At 32.2% G+C, this 22,976-nt stretch carries 22 protein-coding genes; 15 read left to right on the forward strand and 7 right to left on the reverse strand.

Features of this window, described 5'->3' with window-relative positions:
- The first annotated feature begins 9 nt into the window (after positions 1-9).
- From atpG to B2989_RS12025, 8 genes are all read left to right on the forward strand, one after another.
- Positions 10-870, forward strand: coding sequence for an ATP synthase F1 subunit gamma (gene atpG, locus B2989_RS11990; RefSeq protein ID WP_145004794.1), 861 nt, complete (start codon positions 10-12; stop codon positions 868-870).
- Between the two features lie 116 nt (positions 871-986).
- The gene (locus B2989_RS11995) at positions 987-1,460 is read left to right on the forward strand and encodes a hypothetical protein (RefSeq protein ID WP_292948718.1); all 474 of its coding nucleotides are present in this window, start codon (positions 987-989) and stop codon (positions 1,458-1,460) included.
- A 64-nt stretch (positions 1,461-1,524) separates the two neighbouring features.
- Positions 1,525-2,952: a polysaccharide biosynthesis C-terminal domain-containing protein gene (locus B2989_RS12000; protein WP_292948720.1), complete on the forward strand. Its 1,428-nt coding sequence runs from the start codon at positions 1,525-1,527 to the stop codon at positions 2,950-2,952.
- A 41-nt stretch (positions 2,953-2,993) separates the two neighbouring features.
- Positions 2,994-3,428, forward strand: a complete 435-nt coding sequence (gene dut / locus B2989_RS12005; protein WP_292948722.1) for a dUTP diphosphatase — start codon at positions 2,994-2,996, stop codon at positions 3,426-3,428.
- 85 nt (positions 3,429-3,513) lie between these two features.
- Entirely contained in the window at positions 3,514-4,533 is a 1,020-nt protein-coding gene (locus B2989_RS12010; RefSeq protein WP_292948724.1) for a sugar phosphate nucleotidyltransferase, read from the forward strand.
- Positions 4,534-4,562: 29 nt separating this feature from the next.
- Positions 4,563-5,927, forward strand: a complete 1,365-nt coding sequence (locus B2989_RS12015) for a tetratricopeptide repeat protein (protein WP_145004780.1) — start codon at positions 4,563-4,565, stop codon at positions 5,925-5,927.
- On the forward strand, positions 5,927-6,700 hold the full coding sequence (locus B2989_RS12020) for a DUF4292 domain-containing protein (protein WP_292948727.1): 774 nt from the start codon (positions 5,927-5,929) through the stop codon (positions 6,698-6,700). The genes B2989_RS12015 and B2989_RS12020 overlap by 1 nt, the downstream gene beginning before the upstream one ends.
- Before the next feature lie 3 nt (positions 6,701-6,703).
- A complete protein-coding gene (locus tag B2989_RS12025) occupies positions 6,704-7,936 on the forward strand; it encodes a murein hydrolase activator EnvC family protein (RefSeq protein WP_292948729.1) in 1,233 nt (410 codons plus the stop codon).
- A 51-nt stretch (positions 7,937-7,987) separates the two neighbouring features.
- Here B2989_RS12025 and B2989_RS12030 read toward each other — a convergent pair whose 3' ends face one another.
- Together B2989_RS12030 and B2989_RS12035 are read right to left on the reverse strand one after the other, a co-directional pair.
- Positions 7,988-8,497 carry an acyl-CoA thioesterase gene (locus B2989_RS12030; RefSeq protein WP_028282450.1) on the reverse strand — a complete coding sequence of 170 codons (510 nt, stop codon included), beginning with the start codon at positions 8,495-8,497 and terminating at the stop codon, positions 7,988-7,990.
- Positions 8,498-8,631: 134 nt separating this feature from the next.
- A complete protein-coding gene (locus tag B2989_RS12035) occupies positions 8,632-9,567 on the reverse strand; it encodes an SPOR domain-containing protein (RefSeq protein WP_292948731.1) in 936 nt (311 codons plus the stop codon).
- A gap of 106 nt (positions 9,568-9,673) precedes the next feature.
- Here B2989_RS12035 and dprA point away from each other — a divergent pair, with 106 nt between their 5' ends.
- Positions 9,674-10,777 carry a DNA-processing protein DprA gene (gene dprA, locus B2989_RS12040; RefSeq protein WP_292948733.1) on the forward strand — a complete coding sequence of 368 codons (1,104 nt, stop codon included), beginning with the start codon at positions 9,674-9,676 and terminating at the stop codon, positions 10,775-10,777.
- A gap of 8 nt (positions 10,778-10,785) precedes the next feature.
- On the opposite strand, the gene trpS is transcribed toward dprA, so the two are convergent.
- Positions 10,786-11,754: a tryptophan--tRNA ligase gene (gene trpS, locus B2989_RS12045; RefSeq protein WP_292948735.1), complete on the reverse strand. Its 969-nt coding sequence runs from the start codon at positions 11,752-11,754 to the stop codon at positions 10,786-10,788.
- A 79-nt stretch (positions 11,755-11,833) separates the two neighbouring features.
- Between trpS and B2989_RS12050 the strand changes: the two genes are divergently transcribed.
- A complete protein-coding gene (locus B2989_RS12050; protein ID WP_292948737.1) occupies positions 11,834-12,571 on the forward strand; it encodes a lysophospholipid acyltransferase family protein in 738 nt (245 codons plus the stop codon).
- 80 nt (positions 12,572-12,651) lie between these two features.
- Here B2989_RS12050 and B2989_RS12055 read toward each other — a convergent pair whose 3' ends face one another.
- From B2989_RS12055 to recA, 4 genes are all read right to left on the reverse strand, one after another.
- On the reverse strand, positions 12,652-14,208 hold the full coding sequence (locus B2989_RS12055) for a hypothetical protein (RefSeq protein ID WP_292948739.1): 1,557 nt from the start codon (positions 14,206-14,208) through the stop codon (positions 12,652-12,654).
- A complete protein-coding gene (locus B2989_RS12060) occupies positions 14,208-14,750 on the reverse strand; it encodes an RNA polymerase sigma factor (protein WP_292948741.1) in 543 nt (180 codons plus the stop codon). Before B2989_RS12060 ends, B2989_RS12055 begins: the two co-directional genes overlap by 1 nt.
- A gap of 29 nt (positions 14,751-14,779) precedes the next feature.
- Positions 14,780-15,184 carry a hypothetical protein gene (locus B2989_RS12065; RefSeq protein WP_292948743.1) on the reverse strand — a complete coding sequence of 135 codons (405 nt, stop codon included), beginning with the start codon at positions 15,182-15,184 and terminating at the stop codon, positions 14,780-14,782.
- 100 nt (positions 15,185-15,284) lie between these two features.
- The gene (gene recA, locus B2989_RS12070; RefSeq protein WP_145004751.1) at positions 15,285-16,289 is read right to left on the reverse strand and encodes a recombinase RecA; all 1,005 of its coding nucleotides are present in this window, start codon (positions 16,287-16,289) and stop codon (positions 15,285-15,287) included.
- A gap of 431 nt (positions 16,290-16,720) precedes the next feature.
- On the opposite strand from recA, the gene B2989_RS12075 reads away from it, so the two are divergent.
- The 5 genes from B2989_RS12075 to B2989_RS12095 all read left to right on the forward strand — a co-directional run bounded on the left by B2989_RS12075 (position 16,721) and on the right by B2989_RS12095 (position 22,965).
- The gene (locus tag B2989_RS12075; RefSeq protein WP_292948744.1) at positions 16,721-17,785 is read left to right on the forward strand and encodes a rhodanese-related sulfurtransferase; all 1,065 of its coding nucleotides are present in this window, start codon (positions 16,721-16,723) and stop codon (positions 17,783-17,785) included.
- 189 nt (positions 17,786-17,974) lie between these two features.
- Positions 17,975-19,342, forward strand: coding sequence for a PSP1 domain-containing protein (locus B2989_RS12080; protein ID WP_292948746.1), 1,368 nt, complete (start codon positions 17,975-17,977; stop codon positions 19,340-19,342).
- On the forward strand, positions 19,329-19,811 hold the full coding sequence (locus B2989_RS12085) for a gliding motility lipoprotein GldH (protein WP_292948748.1): 483 nt from the start codon (positions 19,329-19,331) through the stop codon (positions 19,809-19,811). The genes B2989_RS12080 and B2989_RS12085 overlap by 14 nt, the downstream gene beginning before the upstream one ends.
- Before the next feature lie 15 nt (positions 19,812-19,826).
- The gene (locus tag B2989_RS12090) at positions 19,827-22,187 is read left to right on the forward strand and encodes a penicillin-binding protein 1A (RefSeq protein WP_292948749.1); all 2,361 of its coding nucleotides are present in this window, start codon (positions 19,827-19,829) and stop codon (positions 22,185-22,187) included.
- Positions 22,188-22,263: 76 nt separating this feature from the next.
- Positions 22,264-22,965, forward strand: a complete 702-nt coding sequence (locus B2989_RS12095; protein WP_292948750.1) for a CoA transferase subunit A — start codon at positions 22,264-22,266, stop codon at positions 22,963-22,965.
- Positions 22,966-22,976: the final 11 nt, after the last annotated feature.

Consider the following 22,976-nt stretch of genomic DNA (forward strand, 5'->3'; position numbering starts at 1 on the left):
ATATAAAGAATGGCTAATCTAAAAGAAATACGTAATAGAATATCTTCAGTATCTTCAACGATGCAGATTACTAGTGCCATGAAAATGGTATCTGCTGCTAAGTTAAAGAAAGCTCAAGATGCTATTACTGCTATGCGTCCTTATTCAGATAAGTTAACTGAGCTTTTACAAAGTTTAAGTGCAACTTTAGATGAAGATGCTGGAAGTAAATTTGCAGAACAACGCGAGATTAATAACGTTTTAATCGTATCTATAACTTCTAATAGAGGTTTATGTGGTGCTTTTAATTCTAACATTATCAAGCAAACACAACACTTGATTTCTAATGTCTATGCAGGTAAAAAAGTATCTGTCTTAGCTATCGGAAAAAAAGCGAATGATGCATTTGCTAAAAAAGGAATTGTAATTGGTAACCAAAGTGCCATTTATGACGACTTAACCTTTAACAGTGTTGCAGATATTGCAGAAATGTTAATGGATAAATTTACTAAAGGCGAATTTGATAAAATCGAAATCGTATATAATAAATTTAAAAATGCAGCAACACAAGAAGTAATGACGGAACAGTTTTTACCAATTGTGCCGATAGAAGGTGAAGCAGATAACAATTCTGATTATATCTTTGAACCATCTAAACTAGAAATAGTTGAAGAACTTATACCTAAGTCTTTAAAAACGCAGTTATATAAAGGAATTAGAGATAGTTTTGCTTCAGAGCATGGTGCACGTATGACTGCTATGCATAAAGCAACAGACAACGCAACAGAGTTAAGAGATCAACTTAAGTTGACATATAACAAAGCGCGTCAAGCAGCAATTACTAACGAGATTTTAGAGATTGTGGGTGGTGCAGAAGCATTAAATAACTAATACAATTTTTCTACTTTAGTAGAATGTTTTATACATTAAAACCTTATTCAAATTGGATAAGGTTTTTTTTATGGAATAGCTTTTGATTAATTACCTTTATACAAATTCCTACAATTATGAAATTTATACAGTATTTAAGCCTTTCGATAGTATCAAGTTTTTTATTTATGCAATGCTCTAGCGCACAAAAACTTCAAAAGGAAGCAGCTTTTCAAACAGATAAAGCCTACTATCAAAAATGGGTAGCAGGTCTTAAGGATGGTGGTTCTGGTATAAATGTGTTTATTCCTATAGACTCTAATTCTAAAAATTTAAAATTAGATAGTTTATATTTTAGAGGACATATAGTACCCTTACAAACTAAACCTAATTTTCCTGATTTATACATTGGACGTATAACAACTAATGCCAATCAGCCAAAAGATTATAGTGTAGATACATCAGATATTCCTTTTGACTTAAAGGATAACGAAGCAGTAGTTAGTTATACAGAAAATGGTACAACTAAGTACTTAAAGATTGAGAATCTAGTCGAAAAACAAATGGAGCAATACCCAAGTGCACCACCAAGAAATCTGAATAAACAATAATAAAGCTTAAACCTTATTTTTGTTAACTTCACACGGACTCTTATAATTCAAATTGTAATATACCTTGAGCGTACTAAAAAAGTTTTTTAAAGACACTATAATTTATGGTTTAGCAACTGTATTACCTCGTCTTATGAATTTTGTTTTAGTGCCTCTTCACACAGGTAACTTAAAAACCACAAGCTTTTCTGATAACACAACCTTTTATATTTACGCTTCATTTTTTAATGTGTTGCTTACCTATGGAATGGAAACAGCTTTCTTTAGATTTTTTACAAAATCTAAAGAAAAGGACAAGATATTTTCTACTACGTTTATCAGTTTAGTTGTTACTACTTTTTTGTTTTTAATAGCGATGCTACTTTATAGTCAACAACTATCTAGTATGTTTGGCATTTCTCAAAAATATTTTAATTTATTAATTGGTGTCATTGTGTTAGACACATTAGTAGTGGCTCCTTTTGCTTATTTACGTGCAACAGGACGACCAATTAAATTTGCAGCAATTAAAATTAGTAACATATTAATTTATGTTTTGCTTAATTATTTTTTCCTTTGGTGTATTCCAAAATTTAATATGACTTTTTCTTGGTATGATACTTCAGACTTAGTCCAATATATATTTATCGCAAATTTGGCAGCAAGTGCAGTAACATTATTATTGTTGTTACCTTACTTTTTCAAAACCAAGTTATACTTTAGTAAGACCATTTTTAAACAATTAATTAATTACGGTTGGCCAATTATGGTTGCTGGTTTAGCTTATGTTATTAATGAGAATTTTGATAAATGGATTATACCTAATTTATTAGACAAAGACATTAATGGTGCTTACAGTGGTTGTTACAAAATAGCAATGTTCATGACTATTTTTATACAAGCCTTTAGGTTAGGTGCAGAGCCTTTTTTCTTTTCTCATGCAAAAGAAAAAAACGCAAAACAGACCTACGCTTTAATCATGAAGTATTTTGTAATAGCAGGTAGCTTAATGCTTGTTTTTATAATTGCTTATTTAGATATTTTTAAAGCCTTGTTAGTTACAGATTCTAGTTATTGGCAAGCCATACAAATCGTACCAATAGTATTATTAGCTAATTTATGTTTAGGTATTTATTTTAACTTAGCTATTTGGTACAAACTTACAGACAAAACCAGATACGGTATGTACTTGTCTATTGTTGGTGCAATTGTTACAATTGGTTTAAATATTACTTTAATACCCAAATTTGGTTTTATAGCAGCAGCTTGGACAACTTTGGTAGCTTATGGGATTATGATGATATTGTCTTATTTATTGGGACAAAAACATTATCCAGTACCGTATAATTTAAAGCAAATTTTAGGCTACTTATTTATGGCTGTAGCGCTATCTATTGTAGCATTAAGTACAAAAGCTAACTATTACATTAATACTATTATAGTTTTAGTATTTTTGGGTTTAATAGTTCTTTTTGAAAAGAAAGAAATAAAACGTTTATTAAAAAGAAATTAAATTAACCTGAAACTCAGGTTAAACAGAAAGAAGTAAACAATATGCAAATTAAAATAATTAATAAATCCAATCATGCATTACCACACTATGAAACAATAGCGTCTGCAGGAATGGATTTAAGAGCCAATATTACTGAAGCAATACAATTGCAGCCTTTACAACGTACTATCGTTAAAACAGGCTTGTTTATTGAATTGCCTATAGGATTAGAAGCTCAAGTTAGACCTAGAAGTGGTCTTGCAGCAAAAAACGGAGTAACCGTATTAAATGCACCAGGAACAATAGATGCTGATTACAGAGGAGAAATTGGTGTTATTTTAGTAAACCTTTCCAACGAAGATTTTATAATCCAGAATGGCGAGCGTATAGCACAATTAGTAATTGCAAAACATGAACGTGCAGAATGGGTAGAAGTACAAACACTTTCTAAAACCGATAGAGGTGAAGGTGGATTTGGTAGTACAGGCACAAAATAAAAGTACTGTAAGCCAAAAATTTAATTTAAAATAAAATATTAGTTTAACTATAACAAGATTCCTGCTTAGGTAGGCATTTAATGACATGAAAATAATAGTTCCTATGGCAGGACGAGGTTCTCGTCTAAGACCACACAGTTTAACAGTACCAAAACCTTTAATTCCAGTAGCAGGACAACCAATAGTCCATAGATTGGTTAAGGATATTGCTAAAGTTTTAAATCAACCCATTACAGAGATTGCTTTTGTTTTAGGCGATCCAGCTTGGTTTGGTGACGACGTGGTATCTAGCCTAAAGGATTTAGCAAAAAGCTTAGGTGCTAAAGCATCTATTTATAGACAAGACCAACCTTTAGGGACAGGTCACGCTATAATGTGTGCAAAGGATTCATTATCTGGTCCTGCAGTAATTGCATATGCAGACACGTTAATTAGGGCAGATTTTAATTTGGATCCAGAAGCGGACGCTGTAATTTGGGCTAAGCAAGTAGATCAACCGGAAGCTTATGGTGTTGTTAAGCTAAACGATAATAACGAAATTATTGAGCTTGTTGAAAAACCAGAACAATTTGTTAGCGATTTAGCTGTTATTGGGATCTATTATTTTAAAGAAGTAAGCCAACTTAAAAAGCAACTTCAAACCGTTTTAGACAACAATATTATACATGGTGGAGAATACCAAATTAATGATGGTATTAAAGGGATGATGTCTGAAGGTAAAGTATTTAAAACAGGTGTTGTTAGCGAGTGGATGGACTGCGGAAATAAAGCCATTACCTTAGAAACTAATCAACGCATGTTAGGCTTTTTAAAAGCAGATGGAGAAGAACAGTTAGTGTCAGACACGGTTAAAACCGAAAATGCAACCATTATTGAACCGTGTTACATTGGCAAGAATGTAGTGCTTAAAAACACAACAATTGGACCATACGTTTCGGTTGGAAACAACTGTGTTATTGAAGACTCAACCGTTAAAAATAGTCTAATACAAAACCATACGTCTATTAAAAATGCTAATTTAGACGAAGCTATGATTGGTAACCATGTTAAGTTTGATGGAAAATTCACCAAAATTAGTATAGGAGATTATTCTGTATTAGAATAAAATTTAAAGCAAAGCGAAGCGTCAAATTAATGAAAAAACAAGGTTACATACTACTTATCATATTAGGGATATTTCTATTTCCGCAGGTTAATACTGCGCAAATTGATTTTGACAAAAAACCTGATGATGATTTAGGAGATGTTTCAGACGCTTACCAAGAATACTTTTTTGAAGCCCTAAAACAAAAAGGAATAGAGAACTACCAACGTGCTATAGATAACTTATTAAAGTGCATAGAAATTGATGATTCTGAAGCTATTTTATATTTTGAATTAGGTAAAAACTATAACCAACTTAAAAACTTTGGTGCAGCAGAGGATGCGCTAAAAACAGCTGTCAACAAAATTCCTGATAACGAGTGGTTTTTAGATGAATTGTATAGTACTTATATTCATCAAAAAGAATATAAAAAAGCCATAAAAACAGTTAGGCAACTAGTTAAGTATCATCCAGATTATAAAGAAGATTTGGCTAATATATATATGCAAACTGGAGATTTTAAAGAGGCACTTAAAATTTTAGATGAATTAGATGAAGAGCTTGGTATTAATAAGGATCGTGACTTGTTACGTAACAGGATTTATAACGCAACAGGTCGTAAGAAAGATCAAATTGAAAATCTAGAAGAACGAGTAGATAAAAACCCAGATTCTGAAGACACTTATTTAAGATTAATTTATCGTTACAGCGAAAGTGGAGACACCAAAAAAGCATTTGAAACCGCAAAAAAATTATTGGAAGTTAACCCTAAATCAGAGCTAGTACATTTAGCTTTGTATAAGTTTTATTTAGAAGCTGGAGAAAATGAAAAGGCTATCCAATCCATGAAAGTCACATTGCAAAGCTCACAAATTAATCCAGAATCTAAAATCAAGGTATTAGCAGATTTTGTAAAATTTGTCAGCATAAATCAGCAATACGAGCAAGATTTGGTAGAGGTCACGTCCATGCTTACTAAAATAGAATCCAGCGGAAAAACTTTAGTAGAGTTGGCACAGTATTATTTAGTAAAAGGCGAAAAGCAAAAAGCATTAAATTTTTACGAGCAAGCGTTACAGAAAGAAGAAGAAAACTTTGGTATTTTACGAAACATTATTTTACTTCACATAGACTTATCACAGTTTGATCAAGCACATCAAAAAAGTGAAGAAGGTTTAGAGGTTTTTCCTTCGCAACCCGTTTTATATTTAGCAAATGGTGTCGCTTTAAATTATTTAAATCGTCCTAAAGACGCAATAAATAGCTTGGAAGTAGGTGTGGATTATATAATTGAAGACCCAAAAATGGAGATTGATTTTTACAAGCAGTTAGCCAAAGCTTACACTGCTACTAACAATTTTTCTAAAGCAAAAACGTTTACAGATAAAGCAAAAAAACTAGAAGGTTTAAACTAATGGCATTTAAAACACGCATATCTTTTGTAATACTATTAATCACTATGGTAGTATCTGGCTGTAAAGGGTCTAAAACTTTAGTGACTAATGGAACGATAGACACTAAACTATCAGTTAAACAACTTATTAAAAATAGTACAAAAGCTAATATAGATTTTACGTCTTTAACAGGAAAGCTAAAAGTAGATTACACACAAAATCAAAAATCAAAAGGTGTGTCTTTAAGCTTTAGAATGGAAAAAGATAAAACCATTTGGATGAGTTATTTAGGGATTGCTAAAGTACTTATTACGCCAGCAAGAGTTGCCTTTTATAACAAATGGGATAATACTTATTTTGATGGTGATTTTGCTTATTTAAGTAACCTACTAGGTACAGATTTGGATTTTAATAAGGTGCAAAATATGCTATTAGGTCAATCGCTTTTTGACTTAAACGATGATAAATATAACCTGTCGGTTAATGACAAATCCTATATTTTACAGCCTAAAAAACAACGCGAACTATTTGAGTTGTTTTTATTTGTAAATCCGTCGCATTTTAAAATGGACGCTCAAGAAATCTCTCAACCTAATGATAAGCGCATATTACATATTGATTATTTAGCTTATCAAAAAGTAGATGACAAAACCTTACCTGAACTAACCAAAATACTAGCAATAGAAGATGAAGAGCAATTAGAGATTAATTTAGAGCTTAAGTCTGTAAAATTAAATGAAGACGTACGTTTTCCATTTACTATACCTTCTGGCTATAAAAAAATAGAGTTGTAATTTATGAAGTATCGTCAATTACTATTACTAGTTTCTTTTTTTGCAATATTAGGCACAACTTCCGCTTTAGCGCAAAAAAATAAAATTGATCAATTAGAGGCTAAACGTATTGAAATTAAAAACCAAATAAAGCAAATCAATGCTTTACTGTTTCAAAACCAGTCCAAGCAAAAAAGCCAAACAACACTAATTGAAGATTTAAATTACAAATTAAGCGTTAGACGTAACTTGATTAAGGTTACCAACCAACAAGCTAATTTGATTAACCGAGAAATTGCTGTAAACCAAAAAAAAATATCTGGATTACGTGATGAGTTGGTTATTTTAAAGGACAATTACGCTAAAACAATATTGAATACGTATAAAAATAAAAGCAGCCAAAGTCGTGTTATGTTTTTATTGTCTTCCAACAATTTTAGACAAGCTTACAAGCGTTTACAGTACATGAATCAGTACTCTAAATATCAAAAGCAACAAGGAGAAAACATCAAAGAAAAAGCATTAAAACTTCAAAATTTAAACCTTGAACTTGGTAAGCAAAAAGCAGCTAAAGATAAGTTAATAGCAGAAAACAGAGAGGTGCAAAAAGCTTTGGAGGAAGACATGAAGCAGCATGAAACCATCATGGCTTCTATTAAAAAAGATTTAAATAAGTATACTGCTCAGATTAAAGAAAAGCAACAAGAAGCAAGAGAGGTTGATCGCGAAATTGATCGTATTATTAAAGAGGCTATTGCAAATTCTAACAAAAAAGCTGGTACAAAAACCACAACAACTAAAGCGTCTAGTACGTTTGCATTAACTCCTGAAGCAAAACTATTAGCAGCAGATTTTTTAAGCAATAAAGGTAAATTAGTTTGGCCTGTAGAAAAAGGTTTGGTTAAAGTTAAATATGGTGTGCAACGTCATCCAACAGATGCGTCACTAACTATAAACAGTAGTGGTGTGCGTATTGCTACAGAGCAAAATGCTATTGTTAGATCTGTTTTTAAAGGAGAAGTTTTAAAAATTATAATTCAAAAAAGAGGTAATCCTACTGTTTTAATAAAGCATGGTAATTACATCTCTGCGTATCATAATTTAAAGAAAATATCCGTTAAAACAGGTGATAAAATAGTAACTAAACAAGAAATAGGAGAGGTATTTACTAATAGTGAAGGCGAAACACTTTTATGGTTTAGTTTGTATAAAAATGATGCTTCAGTGGATCCAGCAGAATGGATTTATAAGATGTAAAACGTGTAAAAACAAAAACCCAATGCAAAGCATTGGGTTTTTTATTTAATGTTATTCAAACAAAGCTTTAAGCTCTGTAGCATCGTTTGGTTTAATTTTTCCTGCTAGTAGTAGACTTAATTGTTTACGTCTTAAGGCAGCAGCAAAACGTTCTTTTTCTAAGTCAGTTTCTGGGATTAATTCTGGTATTGCAACTGGTGTTCCAGTTTCGTCCACTGCAACAAAGGTATAAATAGCTTCGTTTGCTTTAGATCGATTTCCAGACTCTCTGTCTTCTACCCAAACATCAATAAATATTTCCATTGAGGTTTTAAAGGCTCTAGATACTTTAGCTTCAACTGTAACTACACTTCCTAAAGGGACTGCTTTGTTAAAGGCTACGTGATTTACAGATGCTGTAACAACAATACGTCTAGAGTGTCGTCTTGCGCTTATACTTGCTGCACGATCCATTCTAGCTAGTAATTCGCCACCAAAAAGGTTATTTAAAGGATTAGTTTCACTTGGTAAAACTAAATCTGTCATTACGGTTCTAGAGTGTTCAGCTGTTCTTGCGTTCATCATAATTTTTTCTTTTCAGGCGCAAAGGTAAACTGATTTTAAGATTTAGTTAGTGCATTTTAGAATAAATTAAGAATTAAAAAACCTCGTAAATTTGCACTTACGAGGTTTTTAATATACTTAATGGCTTAGTTTTAGTCCAAAGACTTAATTAATAACCAAGCATCTTTATTCTGTTCTGTTCTTATACTGTTTAAAGCGTTATTAGCCTCTTCTCTGGACGTATAACTTGCATAAGCTACTTGATGTAGACCATATTGGTTTGCACCAATTTTACGCGCTTTAAAACCTTGTTCTTGTAATTCTGCAACTTTTTTATCAGAGTTTTCTTCGACTCTAAAAGCACCAGCAACAATATGATAGTTACCTGTTTGCTTATTTACATTTAAAGTAATAGCAGGTAATGGGTTGCTAATTACAAAAGTAGCTTCTTGTATTTGGCTATCTAATTGCGTGTTTGCCTCTTCTTGTGCAATTTGGTTGTGTTGCGCTACTGTATTAACGTAGTTATTAAAACCAAAACCAGCTAAGCCTAAAGCAACAACTGCAATAGCAGCATACTTAAGGTATGATTTACTTTGACGTTTTTCTGGTGTTACCGCAATTGGGATAACACGCTCAATGGTTTCGGCTTCTTCTTTGTAAACAACTCTAGTTACTGCAGGAGATACAAACTGTGATAAACCAAAAGCATCCGTTAAATAATTTAAATGGTAAGATGGATTAAATTCTATTTTACCTTCATTATTTAAAATTAACTCACCAATGTTTTCAAAACTTAACGTTTCACCTTCAACTAAATAAGACTTTAAAGACTTAACACGTTTAGATAGGTTTTGTGCAGCAGTTTCAAAAGGTATTTTTTCAACATCTGCTATATAACGTACCAATAAACCGTCGTTATTTTGTATTTGCTCGTTAAAAGACAATTGCTTTTTAGGAGGATAAAAGGCATTGGTACTATCGTGTACTTGCGCAGATTTACGTTGTGTTAAAAACGATCCAAATTCTGGAACCGTAACACAATCATATCTGTATAATAAATCGCTTATGTAATGTTCTAATTGCATAGTAACAAAGTTAGAAAATTTTAAAAACCAATAAAATTTAGTACGTATTAGTTATTAACAGACTTAAATTTCTTTTCTTGTAGTTTCAAAATCAGTGCAATAAAAAATGAATGACGACCAATTACGCTATATTTTAGCCTTACAACACGTCTCTAAAATAGGAGATACTACCGCAAAAAAGCTAATTAACCATTGCGGAAGTGCAGAAGCTGTGTTTAAAGAAAAGAAACAAAACCTTTTAAAAATTGATGGTATAGGCGAAATTATTTTAAGTGAATTATATCAATCTAGTCATTTTGAAGAAGCAGATAAAGAACTAAAATTTATTAATGATGAAAACATAAAACATCACGTTTTTACTGACCCAACGTATCCATCAAACCTAAAACATTGCATTGATAGTCCTATAGTTTTGTTTGATAGCGGAAACATTAACCTTAATAATAAACATATTATTAGTATTGTTGGAGCTAGAAAAATCACCACATCAGGTATTGCATTTTGTGAAAAATTAATTGAAGAGTTAGCCATATATAAACCAATTATAATTTCGGGATTTGCTTATGGTACAGATATTACAGCACATAAAGCTGCCATTAAAAATAAATTACAAACTATTGGTTGTTTAGCACATGGCTTAAACCAAATTTACCCTAAAGTGCATAAAAAATACGTCGCAGAAGTTGAAAATAATGGAGGCTTTTTTACTGACTTTTGGAGTAGTGATACTTTTGATCGTAATAATTTTTTAAAAAGAAACCGCATTATAGCAGGAATTAGTCAAGCGACTATAGTAATTGAATCTGCAGAAAAAGGCGGAAGTCTGGTTACAGCAGATATTGCAAACTCATATAACAGAGATGTGTTTGCAGTCCCTGGACGTGTCACAGATAGTCAAAGTATTGGTTGTAATAATCTAATTAAACAACAAAAAGCGCATTTGCTATCTACACCTTTAGATGTGCCTTATATTTTAAACTGGCAATTAGAAAACTTACAAAAACCACCTGTACAAAAGCAGTTGTTTATTGAGTTAGATCCTGACGAAAAGATTGTGTATAATTACCTAAAAGAAAATAATAAGGCGTTGTTAGATAGTATTGCTATTAAATGTAATATGCCAACCTATAAGCTAGCTGGCATATTACTTAATATGGAATTAAAAGGTGTGGTAAGACCACTTCCTGGAAAATTATTTGAGGTTATTTAGATATTATATTAATACCCAACTTTTGCTCTAACTCTTGCTAATACATCATTAGCTATTTTTCTAGCTTTTTCGGCACCTTTTTCTAAAGCAGCATCTACTTCATGTAAGTTAGACATATAATGGTTGTAACGTTCACGTTCCGTTTTAAAAGTAGTTAACATTAACTCATATAATGCTTGTTTAGCATGACCATAACCATAATTACCGTTTTCGTAATTAGCTTTCATGGTTTCAATTTCGCTCTCCGAAGCTAATAATTTATATAAAGCAAAACAGTTGCAAGTTGACCAATCTTTAGGGTCTTCTAATGCTGTACTATCGGTTTCAATAGTCATAATTTGCTTGCGTAATTTTTTTTCTGGTAAAAAGATATTAATAGTGTTTCCTTTACTCTTACTCATTTTTGCACCATCAGTACCAGGAATTAACATGTTGCTTTCTTGGATTTTCCCTTCAGGTATAACAAATGTTTCGCCTAATTTAGCATGAAATCTAGAAGCCACATCGCGTGTCATTTCTATATGTTGCAATTGATCTTTTCCTACAGGAATAATGTCTGCATCATACAATAAGATATCTGCTGCCATTAACATTGGATAGGTAAATAATCCAACGTTTACATCCACTAAACGGTCTGCTTTGTCTTTAAAACTATGTGCTAAAGTCAAACGTTGAAACGGAAAAAAGCAACTTAAATACCAAGACAACTCAGTAGTTTGTGGGATATCACTTTGTTTGTAAAACACTGTTTTTTCAATGTCTAATCCTAAAGCCATCCATGTAGCAGCTGTAGAGTAAGTGTTGTTTCTAAGTGTCTCAGCATCTTTAATTTGAGTTAAAGAGTGCATGTCTGCAATAAATAAAAACGACTCGTTTTTTGCATCATTAGCTAATGCAATTGCAGGACGCAATGCTCCCATTATATTACCAAAATGTGGTGTTCCTGTACTTTGTATTCCTGTAAGTATTCTTGACATAATTATTAAGCTATTCTATTAAGCAAAGGTACTTTTTTTAGTAGAATACCTCAATAAATTTAGTTAGTTTTGACAGCAAATGATAGTATTTAAGTATATTTTTTGGGTATTATATCGTATTTGGTTCTACATATTAGTAGCAATACCAATTATAATACTATTTCCGTTATTGATTGTTTCTATTTTAAAAGAATCTTGGTATCCTTATTTTTTCAAATTAGCTCGTATTTGGGCTAGATTTATTTTAATAGGTATGGGATTGCCAACTAAAACAGAGTATTTGCAAAAACCGGAGCGTAACAAAAGCTATATGTTTATAGGTAATCACACCTCTATGCTAGATATTATGTTAATGTTGGTTACTGTTAAAAATCCTTTTGTTTTTGTTGGAAAAGCTGAGCTGGCTAAAATACCATTGTTTGGATTTTTCTATAAAAGAACATGCATATTAGTGGATAGAAATAGCGTTAAGAGTAGGCAAGCAGTTTTTTTAAGAGCGCAAAGACGACTTAAACAAGGGTTAAGCATTTGTATTTTTCCTGAAGGGTTAGTCCCAGAAGAAGATATAATATTAGACCAGTTTAAAGATGGTGCTTTCCGTTTAGCGATAAACCATAAAACACCTATTGTGCCAATAACTTTTGCAGATAATAAAAAACGTTTTTCTTATACTTTTTTTAGTGGTGGACCAGGAGTATTAAGAGCTAAAGTGCACCATTTTATACCCACAAATGATTTGACTATAGACGATACTAAATCTTTAAATAAAAAATCTAGAGAGGTTATTTTAAAGCAATTAGAGATTTATAACGCATAAAAAAAGCTGCTCTTGGCACAGAGCAGCTCTTACAGTATTAATTCCCTAGTTAAAGGGACACTTAAAAACTAAATCAATACTTAAAATCTATAACTAAACCCTGTGTAAACTCCTATAATATAAGGATTGAAGTTTCCAGAGGTGTTGGAAAATGCATTTAATTGATATTTAAAGGTTGGTTCAAAATTAAAAATTATAGATTCTGAAAATTTATAATTTAAACCCACACCAAAATTGGCGCTAAAACTTAAGTTGTTAATATTATTAGCGCTACCAATCTCCATTTTAAAACCATCAAATTCTGAAACCAGTTTATTATCATCCAAAACAAATGTACTTAGACCTCCAATTAGGTTCAAGCTAAATTGATTATTAACTACAGCATATTCAATTTCTACAGGGACTTCGTAATAAGATATTCTTTGACTAAGCCCAACATTTTTGATTAAACTGGAGTTGTTGTTACCCAATAGCAAGCTATTACTGCTTATAATATTGATTGATTGGTTGTTTTCTGGATTAAAATCTATGTTTCTAATTTCTTTAGGACTAGGATTGGTACTAACGTTTTGATATACAATAACGTCGTCTGTGTCGTAGCTTAAATTTAACTTATTAATACCTGATCTAATAGTTAATTTATCATTTAAAGTATAACCTACTTTAACGCCATAACTTGTATTAACCTCTCCTGATTTATTGTTTTTGTTAAACTGCTCATCTATATGTGATCCTTCTCCAAATGCATTGTAATAAACAGGCGCAATGTTAGCATAAACATTCCACCTGTTATTAGCATCTTCTTCTTCTTCTTCTTCTTTTTCAATAAGGTCTTCAATAGCTTTATTATTTGCAAGTGCATCTTCAATAGATGGTTTTTGCTGTTGTATAGTATCCTTTACAATAGTGTTTGTTGCTATGTTTTCTTGAGTTATAGCTTTAATTATATTGTCTTTGTTTATAATATTAGTAGGTTGTTTTATAGGATTCACCTGGTTTTTAACTACAGATTCTTGTAATTGTTTAGTTTGATTATCTGTTGCTGTTTTGTTTGAAGAAACTGAGAATTTATTTTTTGGAATAGTATAATTACCGTTTGTTACCTTATTGTTGTTCTGAATAGTGTTAGTAGCAATAGAAGACTTAGTATAGTTTGAAGCTGATTGCTGTTGGGTTAAATTAGCTTTGTTGTCTTTTTTGCTATTAACTTTAATTTTCGTGTTTTTAGGGTCTTGGTTATTAGTAATTATAGTACTGTTGTCTTTGTTTATAGTTTCTGATGCATCAGTAGTTGCTTCATTAATATTGGATTTATTTTGTTCCAGCTTTTGCTTTTCATTTAAAGTTGGGCTGTTTTTTATGGTGTTGATATTTGGACTTGGATTATCTACTGTTGTTTGTGTATTTACAGCAGAAGGACTACTAAAAAAGCTGTTTCCTAAAACTAAAAGTAAGACAAATGAGGCTGCAATACCACTTAATTTTAACCATAACGGAAGGATAGCAATAGGTTTGTTATCTTCCTCTTCTTCTTTTAATTTTGAATGTATATTCTGCCAAACCTTTGGGTCGGGTTTAGCTTCAAAATCCTTGAATTTTTCCTGAAATAGGCGATCTATATTCTTTTTACTACTCATTATAACAATTGGGATTTTTGTCCCGTTTTATAGGCTACTATTTTTTCTTTTAATAATTGTCTAGCTCTAGCTAAATTTGATTTTGTTGTTCCTGTTGTTATTGCAAGCATTTCTGCAATTTCTTTATGCGAATAACCGTCTAAAACATATAAATTAAAAACCAAGCGATACCTATCTGGTAACTCTTGTATACATTGCAGTAAAAAATCTATCCCAACATCCTCGTCATCTATGTCAATGCTTTCGTCAATTATAGCTTCTTCATTAATTATTTCAAAAACTTTTTGACTTCTGTAGCGTTGCATTATGGTATTAATGGTTATTCTTTTTAACCAACCTTCAAAACTACCTTTGTTTTTATATTGTTTTATTTTTGCAAAAATGGTTATAAATGCATCTTGTAAATTATCTTCAGCTTGCGCATAGGAGCTTGAATACTTTAAGCTAACAGAGAATAATTTGCTTGAAAAAAGCTGGTATAATTCGCTTTGCGCTTTAGTATCATTAGACTTACATTTATGTATGAGTTGTTCTAAACTCAAATTTAAACAAGGTGTTAGTTAATAATTATTTACTCAACAGTAACTTCCATTAATAGGTACATATCTTGTCCATCTTCATCTTCGCCTTGCCAGAATTTAAAGATATGTAATCCAGTAGTATTTGCTTCAAAGTTAAAAGACGTTTGGGCTTCTAGATTTGTTGTTTCGCAATTTCCGTTATCTACTACTGTATTTAAAATAGCAACATGACTTGTGTTTCCTTCTAGGTCATAATAAATATCATTAAAATAATGACAATTGGTAGGAGCTAAGTAAGTTATTTCTATTTGATAAGTTTCGCCATATTCAAAGTATTGAGGCATAGAGACACTTGCAATAGGCAAAACTGCTATGTAGCTATTTGTATTATCTTCTTCTTCAATACTACAAGAAAAAGCAAAAAGAGCTATTAAACAAATAAAAAATGGCTTCATTGTTTTGTGTAAACTAACGTTGTTTAAAGTGTAGATGCTTAATAAGTTAAAAGGTTGCGTCTTAAAATAAAAAAATCCCGATAAATCGGGATTTTTTGTTTTAAAGACTGTCTTTAATAGCTTGTTTAATTTTCTGTTCTAACTCTTCAAATAATTCTGGATTATCTTTAATTATTAGTTTAACAGCGTCTCGACCTTGACCAAGTTTAGTGTCTTCATAGCTAAACCACGAACCACTTTTCTTGACAATTTCTTTTTCAACTGCTACATCTAATATTTCTCCAACTTTACTTACGCCTTCACCATACATAATGTCAAATTCAGCCATTCTAAAAGGTGGAGCTACTTTGTTTTTAACTACTTTAACTCTGGTTTTATTACCAAGTACTTCTCCATTACTATCTTTTATTTGTGTAGATCGTCTAATATCCAACCTAACAGAAGCGTAAAACTTTAAAGCATTACCACCAGTTGTTGTTTCTGGGTTACCAAACATAACACCAATTTTTTCACGTAATTGGTTAATAAAAATAACAGTACAATTAGTTTTACTAATAGATGCAGTTAATTTTCTTAGTGCTTGAGACATTAATCTTGCATGAAGTCCCATTTTAGAGTCTCCCATTTCACCTTCAATTTCGCTTTTAGGTGTTAAAGCTGCAACCGAGTCAATTACTACTATATCAATTGCTCCAGATCTAATTAAATTGTCAGCAATCTCTAAAGCTTGCTCACCATTATCAGGCTGAGATATAATTAAGTTGTCAATATCTACGCCTAATTTTTGTGCATAAAATCTATCAAAAGCATGTTCTGCATCAATAAAAGCAGCAATTCCACCAGCTTTTTGCGCTTCTGCTATAGCGTGTAATGTTAAAGTAGTCTTACCAGAAGATTCTGGTCCATATATTTCAATGACTCTTCCTCTAGGGTAGCCACCAACGCCTAAAGCAATATCTAAACCTAAAGATCCTGTAGGGATAGCTTCCACATCCACTACTGCAGCATCACTCATTTTCATTACTGTTCCTTTACCGTAAGCCTTATCTAACTTGTCTAAAGTTAGTTGTAGTGCTTTTAGTTTTGCTTCGTTTTCTTTACTCATCGTCAATAGTTTATTAAAAATTCTATGCTAAAATACTACTTTTTTTAGCGAATTTTAATTTTATGACGCAACCTTTTTAAAGTTTTTGCATCTACTTATTGAAGTGGAAAAAATATGCTATGAAAAAGAAAATTTAATCCGCTTTTAAAATGTTAATCCTTTAATAATTAGAGGTATGAGATATTTAAAAAGACTAGTATTTACAAAAACATTAGGCGTTTCAGTTGCTGTTTTACTTAATAGTAACTGTAAAGCCGATGGAGGTTAACTCGTAACATTTTTTAATTAATATTAAAAAATTATTAACGAGTTAGTCTATTAAAAGTCCTTTGCAAAGCGCAAGGGACTTTTTTTTGGATGTAAATTGGCTAATTCATTTTAAATAATACCTTTGCAAAAACTTTTTATTAACACTTAAAACTAAGTATAGCATGCAACTGTACAACAAATTAAGCGCTATTGAAAGAGCAGAACTTATAGAAAAAGCTGGAAAAGACCGTCTAACGTTATCTTTTTATCAGTATGCTCAAATTAGCAATCCACAACAATTAAGAGACCAATTATTTATTAAATGGGATAGTTTAGACGTCCTAGGTCGTATTTATGTCGCTACCGAAGGGATTAATGCACAACTATCATTACCAGCAGATCAATTTGACGCCTTTAAAAACCATTTAGATAGCATCGATTTTTTAAAAGATGTTAGATTAAATATAGCTGTAGAACAGGACAACATGTCTTTTTTAAAGCTAAAAGTTAAAGTTCGTGACAAAATAGTAGCAGACGGATTAAACGACGCTACTTTTGATGTCACCAATAAAGGTGTACACTTATCCGCTAAAGAGTTTAATGACATGTTAGCAAATCCAAACACAGTATGTGTAGATATGCGTAACCATTATGAAAGTGAAATTGGGCATTTTGATGGTGCAGTAACTCCAGATGTAGATACTTTTAGAGAATCTTTAGATATAATCGAAGCAGATTTACGCGAGCATAAAGAAGAAAAAAACCTACTAATGTATTGTACAGGAGGTATCCGTTGCGAAAAAGCAAGTGCTTACTACAAACATAAAGGATTTAAAAATGTCTATCAACTAGAAGGTGGTATTATTGAATACACCAGACAGGTTAATGAAGAAGGGATAGACAATAAATTTATAGGAAAAAACTTTGTATTTGACGAGCGTCGATCAGAAAAAATTAGTGATGACGTGATTGCAAAATGCCACCAATGTGGTACCTCATGTGATACACATGTAAATTGTGCTAATGATGCCTGTCACTTACTTTTTATACAATGTGAAGATTGTAAGACCGAAATGGATAATTGCTGTTCTACAGCTTGTAAAGAAATACATGCGTTACCATTTGAAGAGCAAAAAGAACTAAGAAAAGGACAAGGTAATAGTAACGATATCTTTAAAAAAGGTCGTGCAGATCATTTACCATATAAAAAAGATTTACGTAATATATTTGAAACTTTTAAAAAGTAAAAAACACTATTTTAATATTGCAAAAAGCGTGGTAAATTTTACTGCGCTTTTTTTATATTTTAAAGTCACCTAAATAATCTTATCTTTACACATTAACAAGAGTTGGTATGCGCTTTCGCGGAAACAACTAATTATTAATCTTCATCTTTGGGTTAACACCTTAAGATTCAATATATACATATAAATAGTATGGCTTGTCAAAGTTGCGCTACAGGAAAAGACGGACAACCAAAAGGTTGCAAAAATAACGGAACATGTGGTACAGATAGTTGCAATAAATTAACCGTGTTTGATTGGTTAGCAAATATGTCTGTCCCAAATGGCGAAAAACCGTTTGATTGGGTTGAAGTTAGATTTAAAAACGGACGTAAACATTATTATCATAATTCAGAAAATTTAACACTAAGTATTGGAGACATTGTTGCTACTCAAGCACAATCTGGTCATGATATTGGTATGGTTACCCTTACGGGAGAATTAGTTCGCGTTCAAATCAAACGTAAAAAAATAGATACTAAAAACGATATTCTTAAAATATACCGTAAAGCCTCTCAAAAAGATATAGATATCTGGAGCGAAGCACGTGATAAAGAAGAACCTATGAAGGTTAAAGCACGTCAATTTGCTATCGATTTAAAACTATCCATGAAAATCTCTGATATCGAGTTTCAAGGTGATAGTAGTAAAGCAACATTTTATTACACAGCTGAAGAGCGCGTAGATTTTAGAGAGCTTATTAAAATATATGCCAGAGAGTTTAGAATACGTATCGAAATGAAACAAGTCGGTTTCCGTCAGGAAGCCTCTAGACTTGGTGGTATAGGCTCTTGTGGTCGTGAGTTATGTTGTTCTACTTGGTTAACAGATTTTAGGTCTGTAAGCACAAGTGCTGCACGTTACCAACAATTATCACTAAACCCTCAAAAATTAGCAGGTCAATGCGGTAAGCTTAAGTGTTGTTTAAATTACGAGTTGGATTCGTACTTAGACGCCTTAAAGGCATTTCCAAAACCAGATACTAAATTATACACAGAAAAAGGAACTGCTGTGTGTCAAAAAACAGACATTTTTAAAGGACATATGTGGTATGCCTATGAAGGAGAATGGATGAATTGGCACTTAATTACTACAGATCAAGCTAGAGAAATTATTGCAATAAATAAAAAAAGAGAAAAGGTGGCAAGCCTTGAAGAGTATGCTGTAGATCTAGTTGTAGATACTAAAACAGAGTTTGAAAACGTTGTAGGTCAAGATAGCCTAACACGTTTTGATAGTCCAAAAGGCAATAAAAAACGTAAAAACAATAGAAGTAGAAACAAAAAGCCTGTTCATAACAAAGCTGAGGTTAAAACTACCGATAACAAAAAAGCTAAACCTAACAAAAGGGTTAATACAAATAATAAAAATCAGGCTAATAGCAAAGCGCAACCAAATAAAAACCAACCAAATAAAAGTCAGGCAAATAGTGCTAAGCCAAAACCTAAACCTAGGCCAAAACGTAAGCCAAACAAAAAAAGACCTGAAAACAATAACAATCCAACTAATGAAAATAAGTAAAATTGTAGTTGTCTTATTGCTAGTATTGTTATCGTCATGCGATGATAAAGCGGTGTTTGATCAGTATAAAAGTGTTTCAACATCTTGGAACAAAAAAGATGTAGTTAATTTTAAAATAAACGCGCCAGACTCTATCAATCCTTATAATTTATTTGTTAATGTTAGAAATACAAATGATTATAAATTTAGTAATTTGTATTTAATCGTCGAAATGAATTTTCCTCACGGAAAAACTTTAACAGATACTTTAGAGTACGATATGACTAAAAAAAATGGTGAGTGGTTAGGTGAAGGGTTATCGTCCGTAAAAGAAAATAAATTGTGGTACAAAAAAGGCGTTATTTTTAACGAAAGTGGCACGTATAATGTTAATGTGCAACAAGCTATGAGAGGTAGTGGTCAAGTTAATGGTATCGTTAATCTAGAAGGTATTACAGACGTAGGATTTAGAATAGAAAAAACAGAATAATCAAGTCAGATAGATATGGCAAAAACAAAAAAAGCAGAAGCAACAAACTTTGATAAGTATATTAGATGGTTTTGGATGCTGTTTTTAGGAGGTTTATTATCAGTAGTGTTATTGTTTCTACTAGCATCTTGGGGAGTGTTAGGCGAAATGCCAGATCACACACAATTAGAAAATCCAAAAACAAACTTAGCTACAGAAATTATTTCATCTGACGGAAAAACATTAGGTAATTTTTATTTTCGTGATAATAGAACACCAGTTAGTTTTGACGAGTTACCAGAGCATTTAGTACAAGCATTAATTGCAACAGAAGATGTAAGGTATATGGAACATTCTGGTATTGATGGTCGTGGTACTTTACGTGCAGTTTTAAAGCCTGGAAGTGGAGGAGCAAGTACAATTACGCAACAATTGGCTAAGCAACTATTTACAAAAAGAGCCTCTAGCAATAAAGTAAAAAGAGTCCTTCAAAAATTTAAAGAATGGATTATAGCTATAAGATTAGAGCGTCAATATACCAAAGAAGAAATTGTAGCGCAATATCTTAACATTGTGGATTTTGACAATAATGCAGATGGGATTCGCTCAGCTTCAAGGATTTATTTTGGAGGTAAAGAGCCTAAAGAGTTAACACTTAAAGAGTCTGCAATGATTGTTGGGATGCTTAAAAATCCATCACTTTTTAATCCACTTAAAGATAAAGGGCAACGTGCTATTAGGACCAAACAACGTAGAAATACCGTGTTTGATCAAATGGCTAAATATGGTTATATCACAGATGTTGAAAAAGATTTGCTTCAAAAAACAGATTTAGGTATAAATTATACACCTGATAGTCATAGTTCAGGATCTGCAACTTATTTTAGAGGTTATCTAACAGAATTTATGAAAGAATGGATTGCAGATCCAAAAAACAGAAAAGCAGATGGCTCTAAGTATAGTTTGTATAATGATGGTTTAAAAATCTATACAACTATAGATTCGCGTATGCAAAAATATGCTGAGTTAGCAGTTGCTAGACATATGCCAAGACTTCAGGCAGAGTTTTTTAATCAAAATACACCAGAGCGAAATAAAACTGCTCCTTTTTTAGATTTATCTTCAGATGAAGTTGATAAGTTATTAAATACAGCAATGAAACGTGGTGAGCGTTGGAGAATCTTAAAAAATGCTGGTAAAAATGATAAAGAAATTAGAGCGTCTTTTTATAAGCCAGCTCAAATGACCCTTTTTAAATGGGAAAAAGATGGTAGTCCAGGAGAATTTGATACCATAATGAAGCCTATTGACTCTATGCGTTATTACAAGTCTTTCCTACACCCAGGAATGATGAGTATGGATCCACAAACTGGTCATGTTAAAGCATGGGTTGGTGGTATGAATTATAGACATTTTCAATACGATCACGTAAAACAAGGTAAACGTCAGGTAGGTTCTACTTTTAAACCTTTTGTTTATGCTACAGCAATTAATCAATTGCATATGTCGCCTTGCGATAAGCTACCATTGGCTCCTTTAACTATTGAGGCTAATAAATATGGAAACCCAGAGCCTTGGGCACCTACAAATGATGGCGGAAATTATAATGGTGAGTTAACATTAAAAGAAGCATTAGCAAACTCTGTAAACACAATTACTGCTAGATTAATGGATAAGGTTGGTCCACAACCAGTAGCCGAATTAGCTAAAAATTTAGGAATAACATCAGACATACCATTAGTGCCTTCTATTGCATTAGGTACACCAGATATAAGTGTATATGAAATGGTAGGCGCATATTCCGCTTTTGCTAACCAAGGGGTTTATACAAAACCGGTTATGGTAACCACAATTGTAGATAAAAATGATACGGTATTATACCAATTTGTACCAGAAACAAAAGATGTTTTAAGTGAAGAAACAGCATATGTAACCGTTAAGTTAATGGAAGGTGTTACACAATCTGGATCAGGATCAAGACTACGCAGAACATGGATGCCTAAAACAGGAGTGTACCCAGAAATTATAACAGGTTACCCTTATGAGTTTAAAAATCCAATAGCAGGAAAAACAGGAACTACTCAAAACCAGTCAGATGGTTGGTTTATGGGAATGGTACCTAATCTAGTTACTGGTGTATGGGTTGGTGCAGAAGATAGAGCTGTGCATTTTAAAAGCATTACTTATGGACAAGGAGCAGCTATGGCATTACCAATTTGGGGAATGTACATGAAAAGTTGTTACGAAGATGAAACACTAGACGTTTCTGAAGCAAATTTTGAGCGTCCTTCGGACTTATCAATTGCTGTAGACTGCGAAGGGTATGTTCCAGATGGAGGAAATTCGCAAGGGTTAGACTTATTAGATGACGAAGTCCCAGATGAGTTAGAAATGTAACTTAAAAATTAAAAGCCATTCTCTTCAGAATGGCTTTTTTATTTATTAAATTTAAACCACAAAAAATTAGAAAATAATGATTCTAAAAACAGTTAATTCAGTTTCAGATGCCTTAGATGGTGTGCAAGATAATATGACCTTTATGTTAGGTGGTTTTGGTCTTAGCGGTATTCCGGAAAATGCTATTGCAGAGCTGGTAAAGCGTAATGTTAAAGGTGTAACTTGTATTTCAAATAATGCAGGTGTTGATGACTTTGGTTTAGGTTTACTACTTCAAAAAAAGCAAATAAAAAAAATGATTTCTTCTTACGTTGGAGAAAATGACGAGTTTGAAAGACAAATGTTGTCTGGCGAATTAGATGTAGAGCTAATTCCGCAAGGGACTTTAGCCGAACGTTGTCGTGCTGCTCAAGCAGGATTTCCAGCTATTTTTACTCCAGCAGGCTTTGGTACAGAAGTAGCAATAGGAAAAGAAACTAGAGAATTTGATGGTAAAATGTATGTGCTAGAACACGCTTTTAAAGCAGACTTTGCTTTTGTAAAAGCATGGAAAGGTGATGCAGCCGGAAATTTAATCTTTAAAGGTACAGCTAGAAACTTTAATCCGTGCATGGCTGGAGCAGCTAAAATTACTGTTGCTGAGGTGGAAGAGTTGGTTCCGGTTGGTGATTTAGATCCTAATCAAATACACATTCCAGGTATATTTGTACAACGTATTTTTCAGGGTGAAAAATATGAGAAAAGAATTGAGCAAAGAACAGTTAGACAAAGAAGTTAAAGACATACATT

This window comes from Olleya sp. UBA1516, assembly GCF_002323495.1.
In the GTDB taxonomy this organism is placed as follows: Bacteria; Bacteroidota; Bacteroidia; order Flavobacteriales; family Flavobacteriaceae; genus Olleya.

Bases quoted from the DNA above. Each gene is read 5' to 3' on its own strand.
- B2989_RS12025 (WP_292948729.1), top strand. From the start codon at position 6,704: ATGAAGTATCGTCAATTACTATTACTAGTTTCTTTTTTTGCAATATTA.
- B2989_RS12010 (WP_292948724.1), top strand. From the start codon at position 3,514: ATGAAAATAATAGTTCCTATGGCAGGACGAGGTTCTCGTCTAAGACCA.
- B2989_RS12090 (WP_292948749.1), top strand. From the start codon at position 19,827: ATGGCAAAAACAAAAAAAGCAGAAGCAACAAACTTTGATAAGTATATT.
- B2989_RS12015 (WP_145004780.1), top strand. From the start codon at position 4,563: ATGAAAAAACAAGGTTACATACTACTTATCATATTAGGGATATTTCTA.
- B2989_RS11995 (WP_292948718.1), top strand. From the start codon at position 987: ATGAAATTTATACAGTATTTAAGCCTTTCGATAGTATCAAGTTTTTTA.
- B2989_RS12030 (WP_028282450.1), bottom strand. From the start codon at position 8,497: ATGAACGCAAGAACAGCTGAACACTCTAGAACCGTAATGACAGATTTA.
- B2989_RS12035 (WP_292948731.1), bottom strand. From the start codon at position 9,567: ATGCAATTAGAACATTACATAAGCGATTTATTATACAGATATGATTGT.
- B2989_RS12080 (WP_292948746.1), top strand. From the start codon at position 17,975: ATGGCTTGTCAAAGTTGCGCTACAGGAAAAGACGGACAACCAAAAGGT.
- dprA (WP_292948733.1), top strand. From the start codon at position 9,674: ATGAATGACGACCAATTACGCTATATTTTAGCCTTACAACACGTCTCT.
- atpG (WP_145004794.1), top strand. From the start codon at position 10: ATGGCTAATCTAAAAGAAATACGTAATAGAATATCTTCAGTATCTTCA.
- B2989_RS12085 (WP_292948748.1), top strand. From the start codon at position 19,329: ATGAAAATAAGTAAAATTGTAGTTGTCTTATTGCTAGTATTGTTATCG.
- B2989_RS12055 (WP_292948739.1), bottom strand. From the start codon at position 14,208: ATGAGTAGTAAAAAGAATATAGATCGCCTATTTCAGGAAAAATTCAAG.
- B2989_RS12065 (WP_292948743.1), bottom strand. From the start codon at position 15,184: ATGAAGCCATTTTTTATTTGTTTAATAGCTCTTTTTGCTTTTTCTTGT.
- B2989_RS12020 (WP_292948727.1), top strand. From the start codon at position 5,927: ATGGCATTTAAAACACGCATATCTTTTGTAATACTATTAATCACTATG.
- trpS (WP_292948735.1), bottom strand. From the start codon at position 11,754: ATGTCAAGAATACTTACAGGAATACAAAGTACAGGAACACCACATTTT.
- B2989_RS12050 (WP_292948737.1), top strand. From the start codon at position 11,834: ATGATAGTATTTAAGTATATTTTTTGGGTATTATATCGTATTTGGTTC.
- B2989_RS12075 (WP_292948744.1), top strand. From the start codon at position 16,721: ATGCAACTGTACAACAAATTAAGCGCTATTGAAAGAGCAGAACTTATA.
- recA (WP_145004751.1), bottom strand. From the start codon at position 16,289: ATGAGTAAAGAAAACGAAGCAAAACTAAAAGCACTACAACTAACTTTA.
- dut (WP_292948722.1), top strand. From the start codon at position 2,994: ATGCAAATTAAAATAATTAATAAATCCAATCATGCATTACCACACTAT.
- B2989_RS12095 (WP_292948750.1), top strand. From the start codon at position 22,264: ATGATTCTAAAAACAGTTAATTCAGTTTCAGATGCCTTAGATGGTGTG.